This window comes from Mesorhizobium australicum, from assembly GCF_900177325.1.
GTDB lineage: Bacteria > Pseudomonadota > Alphaproteobacteria > Rhizobiales > Rhizobiaceae > Mesorhizobium_A > Mesorhizobium_A australicum_A.
Genome location: NZ_FXBL01000004.1, coordinates 1,601,136 through 1,615,075, shown reverse-complemented (window position 1 = coordinate 1,615,075; position 13,940 = coordinate 1,601,136). Strand labels below are relative to the sequence as shown.

Genomic DNA, 13,940 nt, shown 5'->3' with positions numbered 1-13,940 from the left:
GTTGATCAGGTCTTCTGCGGCGATGGCGCCTCGGGCTTGGCGGTATCGGTTTCGGCTTCCAGATCCTTCACGATGTCGATGAAGCGGCGGAAGAAGCGCTCCATGAAGGTCAAGCTCTGCTCGAACTGTTCCTCGCTCGGCAGCGCCGTCTGCGGGGTGGGCGAGCCTTCGAGCGCGCCGAGACGCTTTTCGACCTCGTCGAGACGGCGCGTCAGCCGGTCGATCTCGCCCTGCCACGCGGAGCGTTCGTCGGCGGCAAGACGGCAAACGAGTTGTCCCGCGCGCTCCGTGCAGACCGACATCTCGCCGGTGCGGTTATCCATGCGGACATAGCCGTCCGGCGTCTTTTCGAGCGTATAGCGGGTTTCCGCCTCTTGCGCGACGGCGGCCGGAATGGTCGCGGCGAGGGCGAATGCTGCCAGTCGGGCGATGCGCATGGGGACCTCCTGCTCTCTCGCGATTCATCCCTGATCTTTGCGCCGGAAATGCGGTGGACATGTCCGCGGTTGGGTCCACCCCGCTTCCGGCGCGTCGGCTTGTCGTCTATAGCGCAGCCATGTCACGGATTATCTACAAGATCGCGCCGCGCGCGCTGTGGGACAAGGCGGCGGAGACGGGCCTGTTCGAGGGCGCGCCGATCGACCTTGCGGACGGCTTCATCCATTTCTCGACCGCCGAGCAGGTGCGGGAGACCGCGGCGAAACACTTCGCCGGCCAGGGCGACCTTCTGCTGATCGCGGTGGACGACGGCGCGTTCGGCGCGGCGATGCGCTACGAGGTGTCGCGCGGCGGCGCGCTCTTCCCACACCTCTATGCTCCCGTGCCCGTTTCCGCCGCGCTGTGGGTCAGAGAGATGCCGCTCGGCCCTGACGGCAACCATGTGTTTCCGGACCTCGGCGCCTGATGGTCTCGCCCTTCAAACTCGGGCTGCCACTGCTCTTCGCCTTCGACCCGGAAACGGCGCATGGCCTTTCGATCGCGGCGCTCAGGTCGGGCATGCCTCTCGCCTGCTCCCCGAAGCCTGATCCGCGCCTTACGGTCGAGATCGCCGGGCTGCGCTTCCCCAATCCGCTCGGCATGGCGGCGGGCTACGACAAGAACGGCGAGATTCCGGACGCGCTGCTGCGGCTGGGGTTCGGCTTCGCGGAGGTCGGGACGGTTACCCCCTTGCCCCAATCGGGCAATCCGAAGCCGCGCATCTTCCGCCTGATGAGCGACCGCGGCGTGATCAACCGTCTCGGCTTCAACAATCAGGGACATGCGGCACTGGCGCAGAGACTGGCAAAGCGGCGGGGCGGCGGCATTGTCGGCGTCAACATCGGCGCCAACAAGGATTCGGCCGACCGGATCGCGGACTACGAGGCCGGGGTGCGTACCTTTGCGAGGAGCGCGTCCTACCTGACCGTCAACATCTCCTCGCCGAACACACCAGGACTGCGGGCGCTGCAGAGCCGCGAGGCACTCGCCGAACTGCTGGGCAGGGTGATCGCGGCGCGCGCCGGGACGGGAGTTGCGACGCCGATCTTCCTGAAGATCGCGCCGGATCTCGTCGATGCCGATCTCGACGACATTGCCGCCGAGTTGCTCACGCAGAAGCTGGATGGACTGATCGTGTCGAACACCACGCTTTCCCGCGCCGGCGTTCAAGACACGGAGACGGCGAAGCAGGCGGGCGGGCTGTCGGGTCGTCCCCTTTTCCACCGCTCGACGGCGATGCTCGCGCGGATGCGCCTGAGGCTGGGGCCGGATTTTCCGCTGGTCGGCGTCGGCGGGATCGACACAACTGAGACGGCGATCGAGAAGATCCGCGCCGGGGCCGATCTCGTCCAGCTCTATACGGGGATGATCTTTGCGGGGCCCGGCCTGCCGGGCGAAATTGTATCCGGCCTGTCCCGCTTCGCCGCCAGGGAGGGCCTCGCCTCTATCCGCGACATCCGTGACAGCGCAACAGAGCGCTGGGCAGAAGCAACGCTGGATTAGGCGCTCCCAAACGGCGCCCTCGTCCTGGAAGCCGCGATCAGTTGCGGCGGTAGTTGACGAGCCGAAGGATCAGCCAGATCGGCACCACGACCGCCGCGCCCAGCAGGATGTAACCCAGGAACTGGTCGATGGCGGAAAAGCCCATGTTCCAGAGCCGGACCAGGAAATCGCGGGCGCCGATGAGGATATCCCACGGCGACAGGCCGAGCGAGGCCATGATCATGCCGACGATGAAGGACGCGACCACCAGCTTCAAGAGCAGGCGCAGCGGGCTGTCGCCAAGAATGCGATTCACGCCGTCGGGCATGGATTCATCTCCGATACAGCCGGCAGATACGCGCAGAGAGTGGCGATATCAAGCCGGCGATAGACGCGATATGCAGCAAGACGGCGAAGGACGGAGTACCCGCGGTGTCCGAACGCGCCCTGAATGAAGTGTAGCTGGCCGGCGGAGACGCTGCTCAACCAATGAAAAGGGCCCCCGGAATTACCCGGAGGCCCCATCTTTCAAGTCAGCAGCTGCTCAGCTCAGCAGTTGCCCGGGTTCGCGGTGCATGTGTCCTGCATGAGCTTGCCGATGTTGCCGGCGCCGTAAGCACCGTAGCTGGCCAGCGGGAACTCGGCGTTCTGGCCGAACCAGGACGCGCCCTGGACGTTGATGCCGACCGTGGTATAGCCCCAGCTCGTGACGCCCACGACGATGTTGCGTCCAACCGTACCGGCCTTGCCGAGCGACGCGCTGCCGGTGACGACCGGCGCCGTGCCGAAGTTCACCAGCCACGGCCCGCCCGACGAGCCGCCGGTCATGGCGGAGCCGAGCTGGGTGTTCCTCAGCGCCTTGCCGTTGGAACCGGTCATGGCGATGAACTTGCCGAACGAGTCACCGCGCAGCATCTGGTAGCCGTTGTCGATCGCGACCGGATAGCCGATCTGGGTGATCGCCGCGACCGTCGCATTGCCGAAGATCGGCGTCGCGAGGAAGCTGTATCCGTTCCAGCCATAGGCATACCAGCCGCCCATCGTGGTTCCCGGATAGGCGCCGTTCCGGGGCGCGAGGCGCACGGTGGCGATGTCGTTGTTGCAGACAACACCCGTGGCACCTGTCTGGCAGGTATCCGTGCCGTTCACATACGGCGTCGGAACGCGCCAGGACTGCCCTGTGTAGAAGCCGAACGGTCCGCCGGCTGCGGCGTAGTTCGAAGGATACCAGCGAACTTCATCGGCGAAGCCCGCCTGGCCCTGGCCATAGTTGTGCACGCAGTGCGCGGCGGTGATCAGCACGCCCTTCTTCACGAGCGAAGCGGTGCAGACGTACCAGCTTGAGCCAAAACGCATCCAGAGCTTGCCGGCATAGCGATAAGGACGGCTCGAGACAGGCACCGCTGCGCCGTTGGTCGTATTATATGGTGCGCCAGTCACCGCCACTCGGGCAATGGTGTAAGGCCACTTGTACGAGGTGTTCAGGCCGTAGGCATTGCTGCCCACCCCGCTTTCGCCGATTGCACCAGCGGCATTGCCGACGGGCGGCGTTCCGCCGGTGGACGCATAGGGCGTCACCGTGGGCGTCGTGGTAGGCAGGCGGCTCAGTCCCGGACCGACGGGGGCCGAAGCCGAAGACTGGCCCGACGGAAAGGCTTCGATAGTCTGCGCCCCGTTCCCAATCTGCGCGCTGCCCGTCCCAGCCAGCAGCAGCGTGGCTCCAACCGCCAGCGAGGCGATTTTGGCCACATGTGACAACCTCGTCATCCTATCCTCCAGGATTCAATTTTTGACCGAACGGAAAATACAGTCGGAATGAGATAAGGCAAGGAAAATCTGGCAATATACTGGATTTTATCGCAGTGGAACGAGCTATATTACATAGTATATGTCATATTGTGTGAAATTCGTCACACATATGTCTTATTATAATTTATACAAATAGATATGTTCTTGATACTTAATATACTCGACTGGAACTTCTGCAGCCGCCGCGATCGCGTATTTGCCTTTCATGTTCCCTGGCGAGAATGAGAATCACTTTTTCTATTCAGCCAAGTAAAGACGCTCCGTTAGGGAAGGTTTCCACGCCACCGGGTCAAAAGTCGCCGCATACCGGAGAAAGGATGGAGCGGGTGAAGGGAATCGAACCCTCGTATTCAGCTTGGGAAGCTGCTGCTCTACCATTGAGCTACACCCGCGGCGGCGACAGTCATCCGCGATCCGACCGGGCGCTGTCAAGGCGCTTGTTAGGCACGCGCCGGCGCTTGACGTATGGCATGCTTGCGCGCACCTGTCGGATGATCTGCATGAGGGGGGAGACAGTGCCGCGATTTCTGAAATGGGCTCTTGGGGTCCTGGTTGTCCTTATTCTCGTCAGCCTCGGCGTCTTCTTCTTCGTCGCGCCCGCCGAGGTGGAGCGCGGCATGAACGCGGTGATCGAACCGCCGCCCTATTCCGTCTCCGAGCGCGCGGGTGAACTTCACAGGACGCTGACGGTCGCGGATCTGCATGCCGATTCGCTGCTGTGGGGTCGCGATCTGCTCGAAAAAGGCACGCGGGGGCAGGTGGATGTGCCGCGGCTGATCGAAGGCAATGTGGCGGTGCAGGTCTTTTCGGTGGTGTCAAAGACACCGCGCGGCCTCAACATCGACCACAACACGGCCGACAGCGACAACATCACGCTCCTCGCCATCGCGCAGCGCTGGCCACCCAGGACATGGATCAGCCTGAAAGAGCGCGCGCTCTACCAGGCTGAGCGGCTGAAGGAGTTCGCGGCGAAGTCGGACGGGAAGCTGACGATGATCTACAGCCGTGGCGACCTGGAGCGGTTTCTCGCCCGCCGCAAGGTTGAGCCCGATATCGTCGCCGGCGTGCTCGCACTCGAAGGAGCCCAGGTGCTGGAAGGCGACCCGGCCAATGTCGACGTGCTCTTCGACGCCGGCTACCGGATGATGTCGCCAACGCATTTCTTCGACAATGAGATGGCCGGCTCGGCGCATGGCGCGGCGCGAACCGGACTGACGGAGGCCGGGCGCGAGATGATCCGCCGCATGGAGGCGAGAGGCATGATCGTCGACGTCGCGCATGGTTCGATGGCGCAGATCGACGACGTTCTGGCCATCGCGACCAAGCCGATCGTGGTCTCGCACACCGGCGTGCGGGGCACCTGCGACAACGGCCGCAACCTCACCGACGACCAGGTACGGGCGATCGCCGACAAGGGCGGCCTGATCGGCATCGGCTTCTGGGATGTCGCGGTCTGCGGCACGAGCGCGGACGACATCGCCAGGGCGCAGCTTTACGTAGCCAATCTGGTCGGCGCGGAAAATGTCGGCCTCGGCTCCGATTTCGACGGTGCGGTGACGACGCCGTTCGATGCGACGGGCATGGCGAAGATCACCGAGGCGCTCCTCAAGGCAGGCATGTCGCCCGCCGACATTGGCGAGGTGATGGGCGGCAGCCAGGTGCGGTTCCTGATGGAGACACTGCCGCAATAACTCTCCACCGTTTTCTGCCGCCGCTGTCTGAGGATCGCGCTTGACGGTTTGAGGCGCGCGCATCATCTGTCTGCGAGTTTCCAACATCCGCCGGAGCCGCCGTGACCGCCCTCAAGACGCTCATCGAATCGCGCCGCTTCGAGACCTTCATCACCGCCCTGATCTTCATCAACGCGATCACGCTTGGCCTCGAGACCTCGCCTTCCGCCGTAGCGGCGTTCGGCGGGGCGCTGGCCATCGCCGACAGCCTGATCCTCGCTGTCTTCGTGCTCGAACTGCTGGCGCGGTTCGCCGTCTACCGACTCGACTTCTTCAAGGATCCGTGGCGCATCTTCGACCTTCTGGTCGTCGGCGTGGCGCTCATTCCGGCCACCGGCGGGCTGTCGGTGCTGCGTGCACTGCGCATCCTGCGCGTGCTGAGGCTGATCTCGATCGTCCCGTCGCTCAGGCGTGTCGTCACCGGCTTCATCACGGCGCTGCCCGGCATGGGCTCGATCATCCTGCTGCTCGCGCTCGTCTTCTATGTCTTCGCGGTGATGGCGACGAAGCTCTACGGCCAGTCCTTCCCCGACCGGTTCGGCGACATCGGCGCCTCGCTCTACACGCTGTTCCAGGTGATGACGCTGGAAGGCTGGTCGGATGGCGTCGTGCGGCCGGTGATGGAAGTCTATCCGACCGCCTGGCTGTTCTTCATCCCCTTCATCGTCGCCACCTCTTTCACCGTGCTCAACCTGTTCATCGGCGTCATCGTCTCCGCGATGGAGGAAGAGCACGAGGCGGAGGCGAGCGCGGAGCGGGAAGCGCTGCAGGAGGACCAGGACGAGATCCTGCGCGAGATCAGGGCGCTGCGCGAGGAGGTGCGGGCGCTGAAATTCGGCACCACGCCCGTCTAAGTTCTCGTTCGGAGGATCAAGCGATGCGCTTGAACGTCATATGCATCGCCACGGCAATGGTCATGCCCTTGTCCAGTGTGGCAGCCGCGGAAGACTGCAGCGCCCTCTCTATCAGAACTGCAAAGTCGGAGATCAAGGCCGCACTGCGGGCCGCGAACTTTTCAGAATCCGAGATCAGCTTTGTGACGGCTGGCGCCGACGGCGCCTTAGCCCGGCTGAGATGGCAAGATCTCAATGCGCGAGGCCAAACCTGCGGCATCGACCCGGTTCGCGCGCAAATGCTTCGCTGCACAGCGCAGAGGCTCCCATGGCTTCTTCAGCAGACCGTCAAACCGCTCGACTCGGCAACTTCCGTCGCGGGCTGGGGCAAGGAGCGACTGTCCGTACGGGAAGCCGCCTTTTTCGGAAAATTCAACGGCTGCCTCGCTGCAGCGAAAGACGCACTCTTCCGCTGAACCTCAGCGAAAGTGCTTCGACAGCTTCAGGCCCTGCGCCTGGTAGTTCGACTTCAGGTCGACGCCGTAGAGCGCCTTGGGGCGTGACAGCATGTGCTCGTAGACGAGGCGGCCGACCACCTGGCCGTGCTCCAGGATGAACGGCACCTCGTGGCTGCGAACTTCCAGGACAGCGCGGCTGCCGGCGCCGCCGGCGGCGGAATGGCCGAACCCGGGATCGAAGAAACCGGCATAGTGGACGCGGAACTCGCCGACGAGAGGATCGAACGGCGTCATCTCGGCTGCGACATCGGGCGGGACATGCACCGCCTCGCGGCTGACCAGGATGTAGAACTCGTCCGGATCGAGGATCAGGTCGCGGCTGCCGCGATTGTAGATCGGCTCCCAGAAATCGAGGATGTCGTGCGCGGCGCGCTTGTCGACGTCGACCAGCGAGGAATGCCGCTTGCCGCGATAGCCGATCAGTCCGTTTTCGTCGCCTTCGAGATCGATCGAGAGTGCTATGCCGCCGCCGGAGATATTGGGCTCTTCCGATGCGACGAGCGTCTGCTCGACGTGGAGGGCCGCGAGTTCAGCCTCCGACAGGAGGGAATGCCCCTTGCGGAAACGGATCTGCGACAGGCGTGAGCCCGTGCGGGCGACGATCGGAAAGGTGCGCGGGCTGACTTCCATGTAGAGCTGGCCCGCATAGCCGGCCGGGATCTTGTCGAATTCCTGCGCGTGGTCGGCCATGACGCGCGTGAAGATGTCGAGGCGGCCGGTGGAGCTCTTGGGATTGGCGGAGGCGGAAACGTCGGCCGGCAGGGCGAGCTTCTCCAGCAGCGGCACGATGTAGACGCATCCCGTTTCCAGCACCGCGCTCTCGCGCAGGTCGATCTCGTGCAGCTTCAGCCGCGCCAGCTTGTCCTCCACCGTCGCGTGGCGCCCCGGCATGAAACTCGCGCGCACGCGCCAGGCCTTCTCGCCGAGCCTGAGATCGAGGCTGGCAGGCTGGATCTGGTCGGCGTCGAGCGCGCGGCCGCTCGTCAGCGCGCCGTCGGAAAACAGGGCGGCGATGTCGCGGTCGGGAAGGATGCCGGTCTGACGCAAGGACTCACTCTCTCGAATTCTCGCCGACGGGACCTGCGGCGGCGGCCGGGACCGCACGCCCGGGCTCGCCGCGAATCTCTACGGATCAGCCGGATTGACGCAAGTCGGCCAGGGGTCTATGAGGCGGTTATCCCGTGGTGATTTGGCCGGTCGGCTTGCAGCCACGTAAAACAAGTCGCTAAAGGACCGTGTGGCCGCAAGGCTCTGTGGACCGGTTGCGACTTCTCGCGGCCGGTTTTTTGTTTTGGGGTTTTGGGACATGACGAACAGCAACTGGCGGCCGCAGACGGCTCTCGTACACGGAGGCACGCTGCGCTCGCACCACGGCGAAACCTCCGAGGCGATCTATCTCACGCAGGGCTATGTCTACGAGACGGCCGAGAGCGCCGAGGCCCGCTTCAAGGGCGACGAGCCGGGCTTCATCTACTCGCGTTATGCCAACCCGACCGTCGACATGTTCGAAAAGCGCATGTGCGCGCTGGAAGGAGCCGAGGACGCGCGCGCGACCGCTTCGGGAATGGCGGCCGTCTCGGCGGCACTGCTCTGTTCGGTCAAGGCCGGCGACCATGTCGTGGCGGCGCGTGCCCTATTCGGCTCCTGTCGCTGGGTCATCGAGACTCTGATGCCGAAATACGGCATCGAGGCCACGCTGGTCGACGGCACGAAGCAGGACGAATGGGAGAAGGCGGTCCGGCCGAATACCAAGCTGTTCTTCCTCGAAAGCCCGACCAATCCGACGCTGGAGGTGGTCGACATCGCAGCCGTGGCCAGGCTCGCCAATTCGATCGGCGCCCGCGTCGTGGTCGACAACGTCTTCGCCACGCCGCTGCAGCAGAAGCCGCTCGAACTCGGCGCGCATGTGGTCGTCTATTCCGCGACCAAGCACATCGACGGCCAGGGACGCTGCCTTGGTGGCGTGATCCTCTCCGACAAGGAATGGATCGACAAGAATCTGCACGACTATTTTCGTCACACGGGGCCTTCGCTGTCGCCGTTCAACGCCTGGACTCTCCTGAAGGGTCTGGAGACGCTGCCGCTGCGTGTCAGGCAGCAGACGGAAAGTGCCGGGCGGATCGCGGACTGGCTGGCGGAGCACCCCGGCATTTCGCGCGTGATCTATCCCGGCCGCAAGGACCATCCGCAGGCCGACATCATCGCCCGGCAGATGAAGGGCGGCTCGACGCTGATCTGCTTCGATGTGAAGGGCGGCAAGAGCGCGGCTTTCGCTCTCTCCAACGCGCTGGAGATCGTCAAGATCTCCAACAATCTCGGCGACGCGAAGAGCCTGATTACCCACCCGGCAACGACAACGCACAAGAACCTCACCGACGAGGCGCGCGCCGAGCTCGGCATCGGGCCGGGCACGCTGCGGCTCTCGGTCGGCCTGGAAGACGCGGACGACCTGATCGAGGATTTCGACCGCGCGCTGAAGGCGGCGGGCTAGGAAACGATCGCGTCGGCTTCGAGCTCGACCAGCCAGTCCGGGTCGACGAAGCCGACGACCTGGACCACGGTGGTAGCGGGCCGGATCTCGGCGAAATATTCGCCGTGTGCCCGCGCCGCTTCGCGCCAGTGGGTCATGTCGGTGAGCATGATGCGGGTTCGGATCACGTCGCCACGCGTTCCGCCGGCATCCACAATCGCCTTCTCGATGATCTCGAGGCAGCGGATCGTCTGGCCGTAGACGTCGCCCTTCGCCGCCGTGCCACCCTCGGCAAGGATCGGCGCGGTTCCTGCGACGGCGATATGCTGACCGATCCTCACCGCGCGGGTGAAGCCGAGGATCGGTTCCAGATAGGAACCCGAACTGACGGACCTACGATCCATTGGTCTCTCCAAACAGTCGGTATGCAAGCATGAGGCGTGAGAGCGTCGTATAGGCCGTCACCGCCGCGAAGCCATAGGCCAGGAAGGGGAATACGGTCGGGAACACGCAGAAGGCGAGGAAGACGGCGAGCGTCTCCGTCGCCTCGGCAAGCCCGGTTGTGAAGAACAGCGATTTCGGCCCACGGGCGTCGCTGCTCATGCCGCGCTTCTCAGCCATCAGGGCGAAGGCGAGGAAACTGGCTCCATTGGCGTAGAAGGCCGCGAGCAGGACCGCGCCGGCAACGCCGTTGTTCGCCGGATCGAGGACCACGAAGGCGAGCGGGATCATGCCGTAAAAGGCGAAGTCCAGCACGATGTCGAGATAGCCGCCGAGATCGGTCCGCCCGGCCCGCTTGGCGACCGCGCCGTCGAGGCCGTCGCACAGGCGGCTGAGAAGGATGAGCACAAGGCCGGCCCAGAGATGGCCGATGGCGATGGCGACAGCTGCCCCAGCCCCGATCGCGAACGCCGACAACGTGACGGCGTTGGCCGATATGCCGGCCGCGTGCAGCGCGCCAGCGATCGCATCGAGCGCCGGATCGATGCGCCTGCGCGCCCAACCGTCGAGCATCGTACCTCCTCACCTCCATCGACTGTTGACCGGCGGCGGACGCTCGGCGACACTTCGAAGGCAACTGCAGGAAACCATCATGTACCGCGCCGTCACGCGCAACATCGAAGTCGAGGTGGAGCCCATCTACATGCCGGAGCGTTCCGATCCGGAGCAGAGCCGCTATGTCTGGGCCTACCGGGTGACGATCGCCAACAATTCAGAGGGCTTCGTGCAACTGCTGACCCGCTACTGGCGGATCATCGACGGCAACGGCAAGGTCGAGGAAGTGCGTGGGCCGGGCGTGGTCGGCGACCAGCCCGAACTCAATCCCGGCGACACCTACCAGTATACATCAGGCTGTCCGCTCACCACGCCGACCGGCTTCATGGCCGGCCACTACACGATGCGCAACGAGGACGGCGCGCTGTTCGATGTGACGATACCGGCCTTTTCGCTGGACCTTCCCGGCGTGATTCGCACCGTCAATTAGGCGTGACGAACTCGGCCGGGTCGAACTCGTATTGCTTCGAGCAGAACTCGCACGAGACCCTGATCTCGCCGTCCTCGATGGAATCGGCGATCTCCTCGGCCGTGAAGCCCTCCAGGATGCCGCGGATGCGCTCGCGCGAGCAGGAGCACTGGTCGAGCACCGGCGTTCCCTCGAACACGCGCACGCCATGCTCGTGGAAGAGACGGAAGAGCAGCCGCTCGGACTCGACTGTCGGGTCGAGCAGTTCCGACGCCTCGACGGTCGACAGCAGCGTCACGGCCTCGTGCCATGCGCCATCGGCAATCTCGGAGAAGTCCTGCCCCGGATCGCCGTCGCCGCCGGGCAGATCCGGCAGGCGCAGCCGCTCCGGGGCCTCGGGCAGGAACTGGATGATCAGGCCGCCGGCGCGCCAGCGTTCGTCGGGTCCGTATTCGCTTCGCACGACATGGCGCGCGACCGCGAGGCGCACGTCGGTCGGGATTTGCTCCGACTGGCGGAAATAGGTGCGCGCCACCTCGTCGAGCGACTGGCCGGCGAGTTCGACGATGCCCTGATAGCGCTGCATGTATTCGCCCTGGTCGATGGTCATGGCGAGCACGCCCTTGCCGAGCAGATCCTGCGGCGCGGTCGTGCCCGCGGCGACGAACTCCGCCAGCCGGTCCGCATCGAAGCGGGCATAGGCGCGCATCGCCGACGGCGTGGTGAAATCGACCACCAGCATGTCGACCGGACCGTCGGAGCGGGTCTGGAGGATGAACTTGCCGTCGAATTTCAGCGCCGTGCCGAGCAGCACAGTCAGCACCATCGCCTCGGCCAGCAACCGCGCCACCGGTTCGGGATAGTCGTGCCGCGCAAGGATATGGTCGAGCGCCGGTCCGAGCTGCACGATGCGGCCGCGCACGTCGAGCGGGGCGACTTCGAACGGCACGACATGGTCGTCGCCGGCGAAGCCGAACTCGCCAAGTTTCGGTTCCATCACGTCAGACTGCTCCGGAAAGGCACCATGCGAGCACGGCCTTCTGCGCATGCAGGCGGTTTTCCGCCTCGTCGAAGACCACCGAGTTCGGCCCGTCGATCACCTCGTCGGTGACCTCCTCGCCGCGGTGCGCCGGAAGGCAGTGCATGAACAGCGCATCGGACTTCGCCTTCGCCATCAGGTCGGCATTCACCTGGAACGGCAGGAAGACGTTGTGGCCGCGGGCTCGGTGCTCCTGGTTCATCGAGACCCAGCAATCGGTCACGACCGCGTCCGCGCCGGCCACCGCCTCTTCCGGCGAATGACCGACCGTCAGCCGGCCGCCGTTTTTCCGCGCCCAGTCGACATAGCGCTGTTCGGGCTCGCTCCCCTCGGGAACAGCCATGTTCAGCTTGAAGCCAAAGCGCGCGGAGCCTTCGATCAGCGAATGGAGCACGTTGTTGCCGTCGCCCGACCAGGCGATCGTGCGGTCCTTCACAGCGCCGCGATGCTCCTCGAAGGTCATCACATCGGCCATGATCTGACAGGGATGGGTGTCGTCGGTCAGCCCGTTGATGACGGGAACCGTCGCGTTCTCCGCCAGTTCGGTCATACGCTCGTGCGCGGTGGTGCGGATCATGATCGCGTCGACATAGCGCGACAGCACGCGCGCCGTGTCGCCGATCGATTCCGAGCGGCCGAGCTGCATCTCGGCGCCCGTCAGCATGATGGTCGAGCCGCCGAGCTGGCGCATGGCGACGTCGAAGGACACGCGGGTGCGGGTCGACGGCTTGTCGAAGATCATCGCCAGCACCTTGCCGGCGAACGGCTGCTCGGCGGTGCCAGCCTTCTGCGCGGCCTTGCGCACCTTGGCGTCGTCGAGGATGCGGCGCAGGTCCTCGGCGCTCACCAGCGAAAGATCGGTGAAATGTCTGGGCTGTGAACTCATGAAACTCTCCCGCCTCAGGCGGCGTTGTCGATCGCTGCGGCGAGGTTGGCCGCGGCCGCGCGGATGCGGTCGACCGCGATACGGATCTCGTCGTCGTCGGCAATCAGAGGCGGCAGGAGGCGAACGACATTGTCTCCGGCGGGTGCCGCGAGAAGATGCTGGCCACGCAGCGCCTTGTTCACGTCGATGTTCGGCATCCGGCATTTGAGGCCGGCCATGAGGCCGACGCCGCGAATGCCTTCCACCACCTGCGGGAAATCGTCGGCGACAGCGGCCAGGCCCTGCTTCAGAAGCAAGCCCTTGCGGCTCACCTCGTCGAGGAAGCCGTCGGACAGGACGACATCGAGCACGGCATTGCCGACAGCCATGGCGAGCGGATTGCCGCCGAAAGTGGTGCCGTGCGTGCCGGCCGTCATGCCGGCGGCGGCCGCGTCCGTCGCCAGACACGCGCCCATCGGGAAGCCGCCGCCGATGCCCTTGGCGATCGCGACGATGTCGGGCTCGACGTCCGTCCACTGATAGGCGAACAGCTTGCCGGTGCGGCCGACGCCGGTCTGCACCTCGTCGAGGACGAGCAGCAGGCCGTGCTCGTCGCACAGCTTGCGCAGCGCCGCCAGGCCACCCTGCGGCAATTCGCGGATGCCGCCCTCGCCCTGCAGCGGCTCGATCAGGATCGCCGCCGTCTCCGGCGTGATCGCAGCCTTCACCGCGTCCAGATCGAAGAACGGCACCTGGTCGAAGCCTTCGACCTTGGGACCGAAGCCCTCCATATATTTCTTCTGGCCCCCGGCGGCGATCGTCGCCAGCGTGCGGCCGTGGAAGGCACCTTCGAACGTGATGATGCGGAAACGCTCGGGATGCCCGTTCGTATAGTGGTAGCGCCGCGCGGTCTTGATCGCGCATTCCAACGCTTCGGCGCCGGAATTGGTGAAGAAGACGCGATCGGCGAAGCTGTTTTGGACCAGCCGCTCCGCAAGCCGCTCCTGGCCCGGTACATTATAGAGGTTCGAGACGTGCCAGAGCTTGCCCGCCTGCTCGGTCAGGGCGGCGACCAGATGCGGATGGCAGTGCCCAAGCGAGTTGACCGCGATGCCGCCGGCGAAATCGAGATATCGCTCGCCGCCCGCGGTGATGAGCCAGCAACCTTCGCCTCGCTCGAAGGCCAACGGCGCACGTGCAAAGGTCTCGAAGAGGGCTCCACTGTTCATCATCACCATCCGCGGCATTGTGG

General features: G+C 64.9%; 16 protein-coding genes, 1 tRNA gene and 1 riboswitch. Of the genes, 7 read left to right on the top strand and 10 right to left on the bottom strand.

The features are described 5' to 3' along the window. Positions 1 to 5 precede the first annotated feature (5 nt). Entirely contained in the window at positions 6 to 437 is a 432-nt protein-coding gene (locus B9Z03_RS10220) for a hypothetical protein (protein ID WP_085464112.1), read from the bottom strand. 119 nt (positions 438 to 556) lie between these two features. On the opposite strand from B9Z03_RS10220, the gene B9Z03_RS10215 reads away from it, so the two are divergent. Both B9Z03_RS10215 and B9Z03_RS10210 read left to right on the top strand, forming a co-directional pair. Next, positions 557 to 904: a DUF952 domain-containing protein gene (locus B9Z03_RS10215; RefSeq protein WP_085467589.1), complete on the top strand. Its 348-nt coding sequence runs from the start codon at positions 557 to 559 to the stop codon at positions 902 to 904. Beyond that, positions 904 to 1,980 (top strand): quinone-dependent dihydroorotate dehydrogenase, encoded by a 1,077-nt coding sequence (locus B9Z03_RS10210; RefSeq protein ID WP_085464111.1) that lies wholly within the window; start codon positions 904 to 906, stop codon positions 1,978 to 1,980. Before B9Z03_RS10215 ends, B9Z03_RS10210 begins: the two co-directional genes overlap by 1 nt. A gap of 37 nt (positions 1,981 to 2,017) precedes the next feature. Here the strand turns inward: B9Z03_RS10210 and B9Z03_RS10205 are convergent, their stop codons facing one another. The 3 genes from B9Z03_RS10205 to B9Z03_RS10195 all read right to left on the bottom strand — a co-directional run bounded on the left by B9Z03_RS10205 (position 2,018) and on the right by B9Z03_RS10195 (position 4,160). Further along, positions 2,018 to 2,287 (bottom strand): DUF6460 domain-containing protein, encoded by a 270-nt coding sequence (locus B9Z03_RS10205; protein WP_085464110.1) that lies wholly within the window; start codon positions 2,285 to 2,287, stop codon positions 2,018 to 2,020. Positions 2,288 to 2,508: 221 nt separating this feature from the next. Then, complete coding sequence (locus tag B9Z03_RS29355; protein WP_139832220.1) at positions 2,509 to 3,726, bottom strand: trypsin-like serine peptidase; 1,218 nt, start codon at positions 3,724 to 3,726, stop codon at positions 2,509 to 2,511. A gap of 360 nt (positions 3,727 to 4,086) precedes the next feature. Further along, a tRNA-Gly gene (locus B9Z03_RS10195) sits at positions 4,087 to 4,160 on the bottom strand. A gap of 108 nt (positions 4,161 to 4,268) precedes the next feature. Between B9Z03_RS10195 and B9Z03_RS10190 the strand changes: the two genes are divergently transcribed. The 3 genes from B9Z03_RS10190 (at position 4,269) to B9Z03_RS10180 (ending at position 6,807) form a co-directional block, all read left to right on the top strand. Beyond that, positions 4,269 to 5,459 (top strand): dipeptidase, encoded by a 1,191-nt coding sequence (locus B9Z03_RS10190; RefSeq protein ID WP_139832219.1) that lies wholly within the window; start codon positions 4,269 to 4,271, stop codon positions 5,457 to 5,459. A gap of 101 nt (positions 5,460 to 5,560) precedes the next feature. Further along, on the top strand, positions 5,561 to 6,352 hold the full coding sequence (locus B9Z03_RS10185; RefSeq protein WP_085464108.1) for an ion transporter: 792 nt from the start codon (positions 5,561 to 5,563) through the stop codon (positions 6,350 to 6,352). 23 nt (positions 6,353 to 6,375) lie between these two features. Further along, positions 6,376 to 6,807, top strand: coding sequence for a hypothetical protein (locus tag B9Z03_RS10180; protein WP_085464107.1), 432 nt, complete (start codon positions 6,376 to 6,378; stop codon positions 6,805 to 6,807). Between the two features lie 3 nt (positions 6,808 to 6,810). Here B9Z03_RS10180 and B9Z03_RS10175 read toward each other — a convergent pair whose 3' ends face one another. Next, positions 6,811 to 7,896: a 2'-deoxycytidine 5'-triphosphate deaminase gene (locus B9Z03_RS10175; RefSeq protein ID WP_085464106.1), complete on the bottom strand. Its 1,086-nt coding sequence runs from the start codon at positions 7,894 to 7,896 to the stop codon at positions 6,811 to 6,813. A gap of 124 nt (positions 7,897 to 8,020) precedes the next feature. Next, positions 8,021 to 8,098, top strand: a riboswitch (SAM riboswitch). A 57-nt stretch (positions 8,099 to 8,155) separates the two neighbouring features. Between B9Z03_RS10175 and B9Z03_RS10170 the strand changes: the two genes are divergently transcribed. Then, a complete protein-coding gene (locus B9Z03_RS10170) occupies positions 8,156 to 9,340 on the top strand; it encodes an O-succinylhomoserine sulfhydrylase (RefSeq protein ID WP_085464105.1) in 1,185 nt (394 codons plus the stop codon). Here the strand turns inward: B9Z03_RS10170 and B9Z03_RS10165 are convergent. Then, the gene (locus B9Z03_RS10165; RefSeq protein WP_085464104.1) at positions 9,337 to 9,723 is read right to left on the bottom strand and encodes a RidA family protein; all 387 of its coding nucleotides are present in this window, start codon (positions 9,721 to 9,723) and stop codon (positions 9,337 to 9,339) included. The two genes, B9Z03_RS10170 and B9Z03_RS10165, sit on opposite strands and share 4 nt — an antisense overlap. Beyond that, complete coding sequence (locus B9Z03_RS10160) at positions 9,713 to 10,333, bottom strand: CDP-alcohol phosphatidyltransferase family protein (RefSeq protein WP_085464103.1); 621 nt, start codon at positions 10,331 to 10,333, stop codon at positions 9,713 to 9,715. Before B9Z03_RS10160 ends, B9Z03_RS10165 begins: the two co-directional genes overlap by 11 nt. Before the next feature lie 79 nt (positions 10,334 to 10,412). Here B9Z03_RS10160 and apaG point away from each other — a divergent pair, with 79 nt between their 5' ends. Then, entirely contained in the window at positions 10,413 to 10,805 is a 393-nt protein-coding gene (apaG, locus tag B9Z03_RS10155; protein ID WP_085464102.1) for a Co2+/Mg2+ efflux protein ApaG, read from the top strand. Here apaG and B9Z03_RS10150 read toward each other — a convergent pair. From B9Z03_RS10150 to B9Z03_RS10140, 3 genes are read right to left on the bottom strand one after another with little or no spacing between them, the layout of a single operon-like run. Further along, entirely contained in the window at positions 10,798 to 11,781 is a 984-nt protein-coding gene (locus tag B9Z03_RS10150; RefSeq protein ID WP_244561712.1) for an Hsp33 family molecular chaperone, read from the bottom strand. The two genes, apaG and B9Z03_RS10150, sit on opposite strands and share 8 nt — an antisense overlap. Before the next feature lie 4 nt (positions 11,782 to 11,785). Next, entirely contained in the window at positions 11,786 to 12,709 is a 924-nt protein-coding gene (argF, locus tag B9Z03_RS10145; RefSeq protein ID WP_085464100.1) for an ornithine carbamoyltransferase, read from the bottom strand. A 14-nt stretch (positions 12,710 to 12,723) separates the two neighbouring features. Then, positions 12,724 to 13,917: an aspartate aminotransferase family protein gene (locus B9Z03_RS10140; RefSeq protein ID WP_085467588.1), complete on the bottom strand. Its 1,194-nt coding sequence runs from the start codon at positions 13,915 to 13,917 to the stop codon at positions 12,724 to 12,726. Between the last annotated feature and the right edge of the window lie 23 nt (positions 13,918 to 13,940).

Coding starts and splice junctions, on each gene's coding strand:
- B9Z03_RS10220 (WP_085464112.1), bottom strand. CDS start 437: ATGCGCATCGCCCGACTGGCAGCATTCGCCCTCGCCGCGACCATTCCG.
- B9Z03_RS10215 (WP_085467589.1), top strand. CDS start 557: ATGTCACGGATTATCTACAAGATCGCGCCGCGCGCGCTGTGGGACAAG.
- B9Z03_RS10210 (WP_085464111.1), top strand. CDS start 904: ATGGTCTCGCCCTTCAAACTCGGGCTGCCACTGCTCTTCGCCTTCGAC.
- B9Z03_RS10205 (WP_085464110.1), bottom strand. CDS start 2,287: ATGCCCGACGGCGTGAATCGCATTCTTGGCGACAGCCCGCTGCGCCTG.
- B9Z03_RS29355 (WP_139832220.1), bottom strand. CDS start 3,726: ATGACGAGGTTGTCACATGTGGCCAAAATCGCCTCGCTGGCGGTTGGA.
- B9Z03_RS10190 (WP_139832219.1), top strand. CDS start 4,269: ATGAGGGGGGAGACAGTGCCGCGATTTCTGAAATGGGCTCTTGGGGTC.
- B9Z03_RS10180 (WP_085464107.1), top strand. CDS start 6,376: ATGCGCTTGAACGTCATATGCATCGCCACGGCAATGGTCATGCCCTTG.
- B9Z03_RS10170 (WP_085464105.1), top strand. CDS start 8,156: ATGACGAACAGCAACTGGCGGCCGCAGACGGCTCTCGTACACGGAGGC.
- B9Z03_RS10165 (WP_085464104.1), bottom strand. CDS start 9,723: ATGGATCGTAGGTCCGTCAGTTCGGGTTCCTATCTGGAACCGATCCTC.
- B9Z03_RS10160 (WP_085464103.1), bottom strand. CDS start 10,333: ATGCTCGACGGTTGGGCGCGCAGGCGCATCGATCCGGCGCTCGATGCG.
- apaG (WP_085464102.1), top strand. CDS start 10,413: ATGTACCGCGCCGTCACGCGCAACATCGAAGTCGAGGTGGAGCCCATC.
- B9Z03_RS10150 (WP_244561712.1), bottom strand. CDS start 11,781: ATGGAACCGAAACTTGGCGAGTTCGGCTTCGCCGGCGACGACCATGTC.
- argF (WP_085464100.1), bottom strand. CDS start 12,709: ATGAGTTCACAGCCCAGACATTTCACCGATCTTTCGCTGGTGAGCGCC.
- B9Z03_RS10140 (WP_085467588.1), bottom strand. CDS start 13,917: ATGAACAGTGGAGCCCTCTTCGAGACCTTTGCACGTGCGCCGTTGGCC.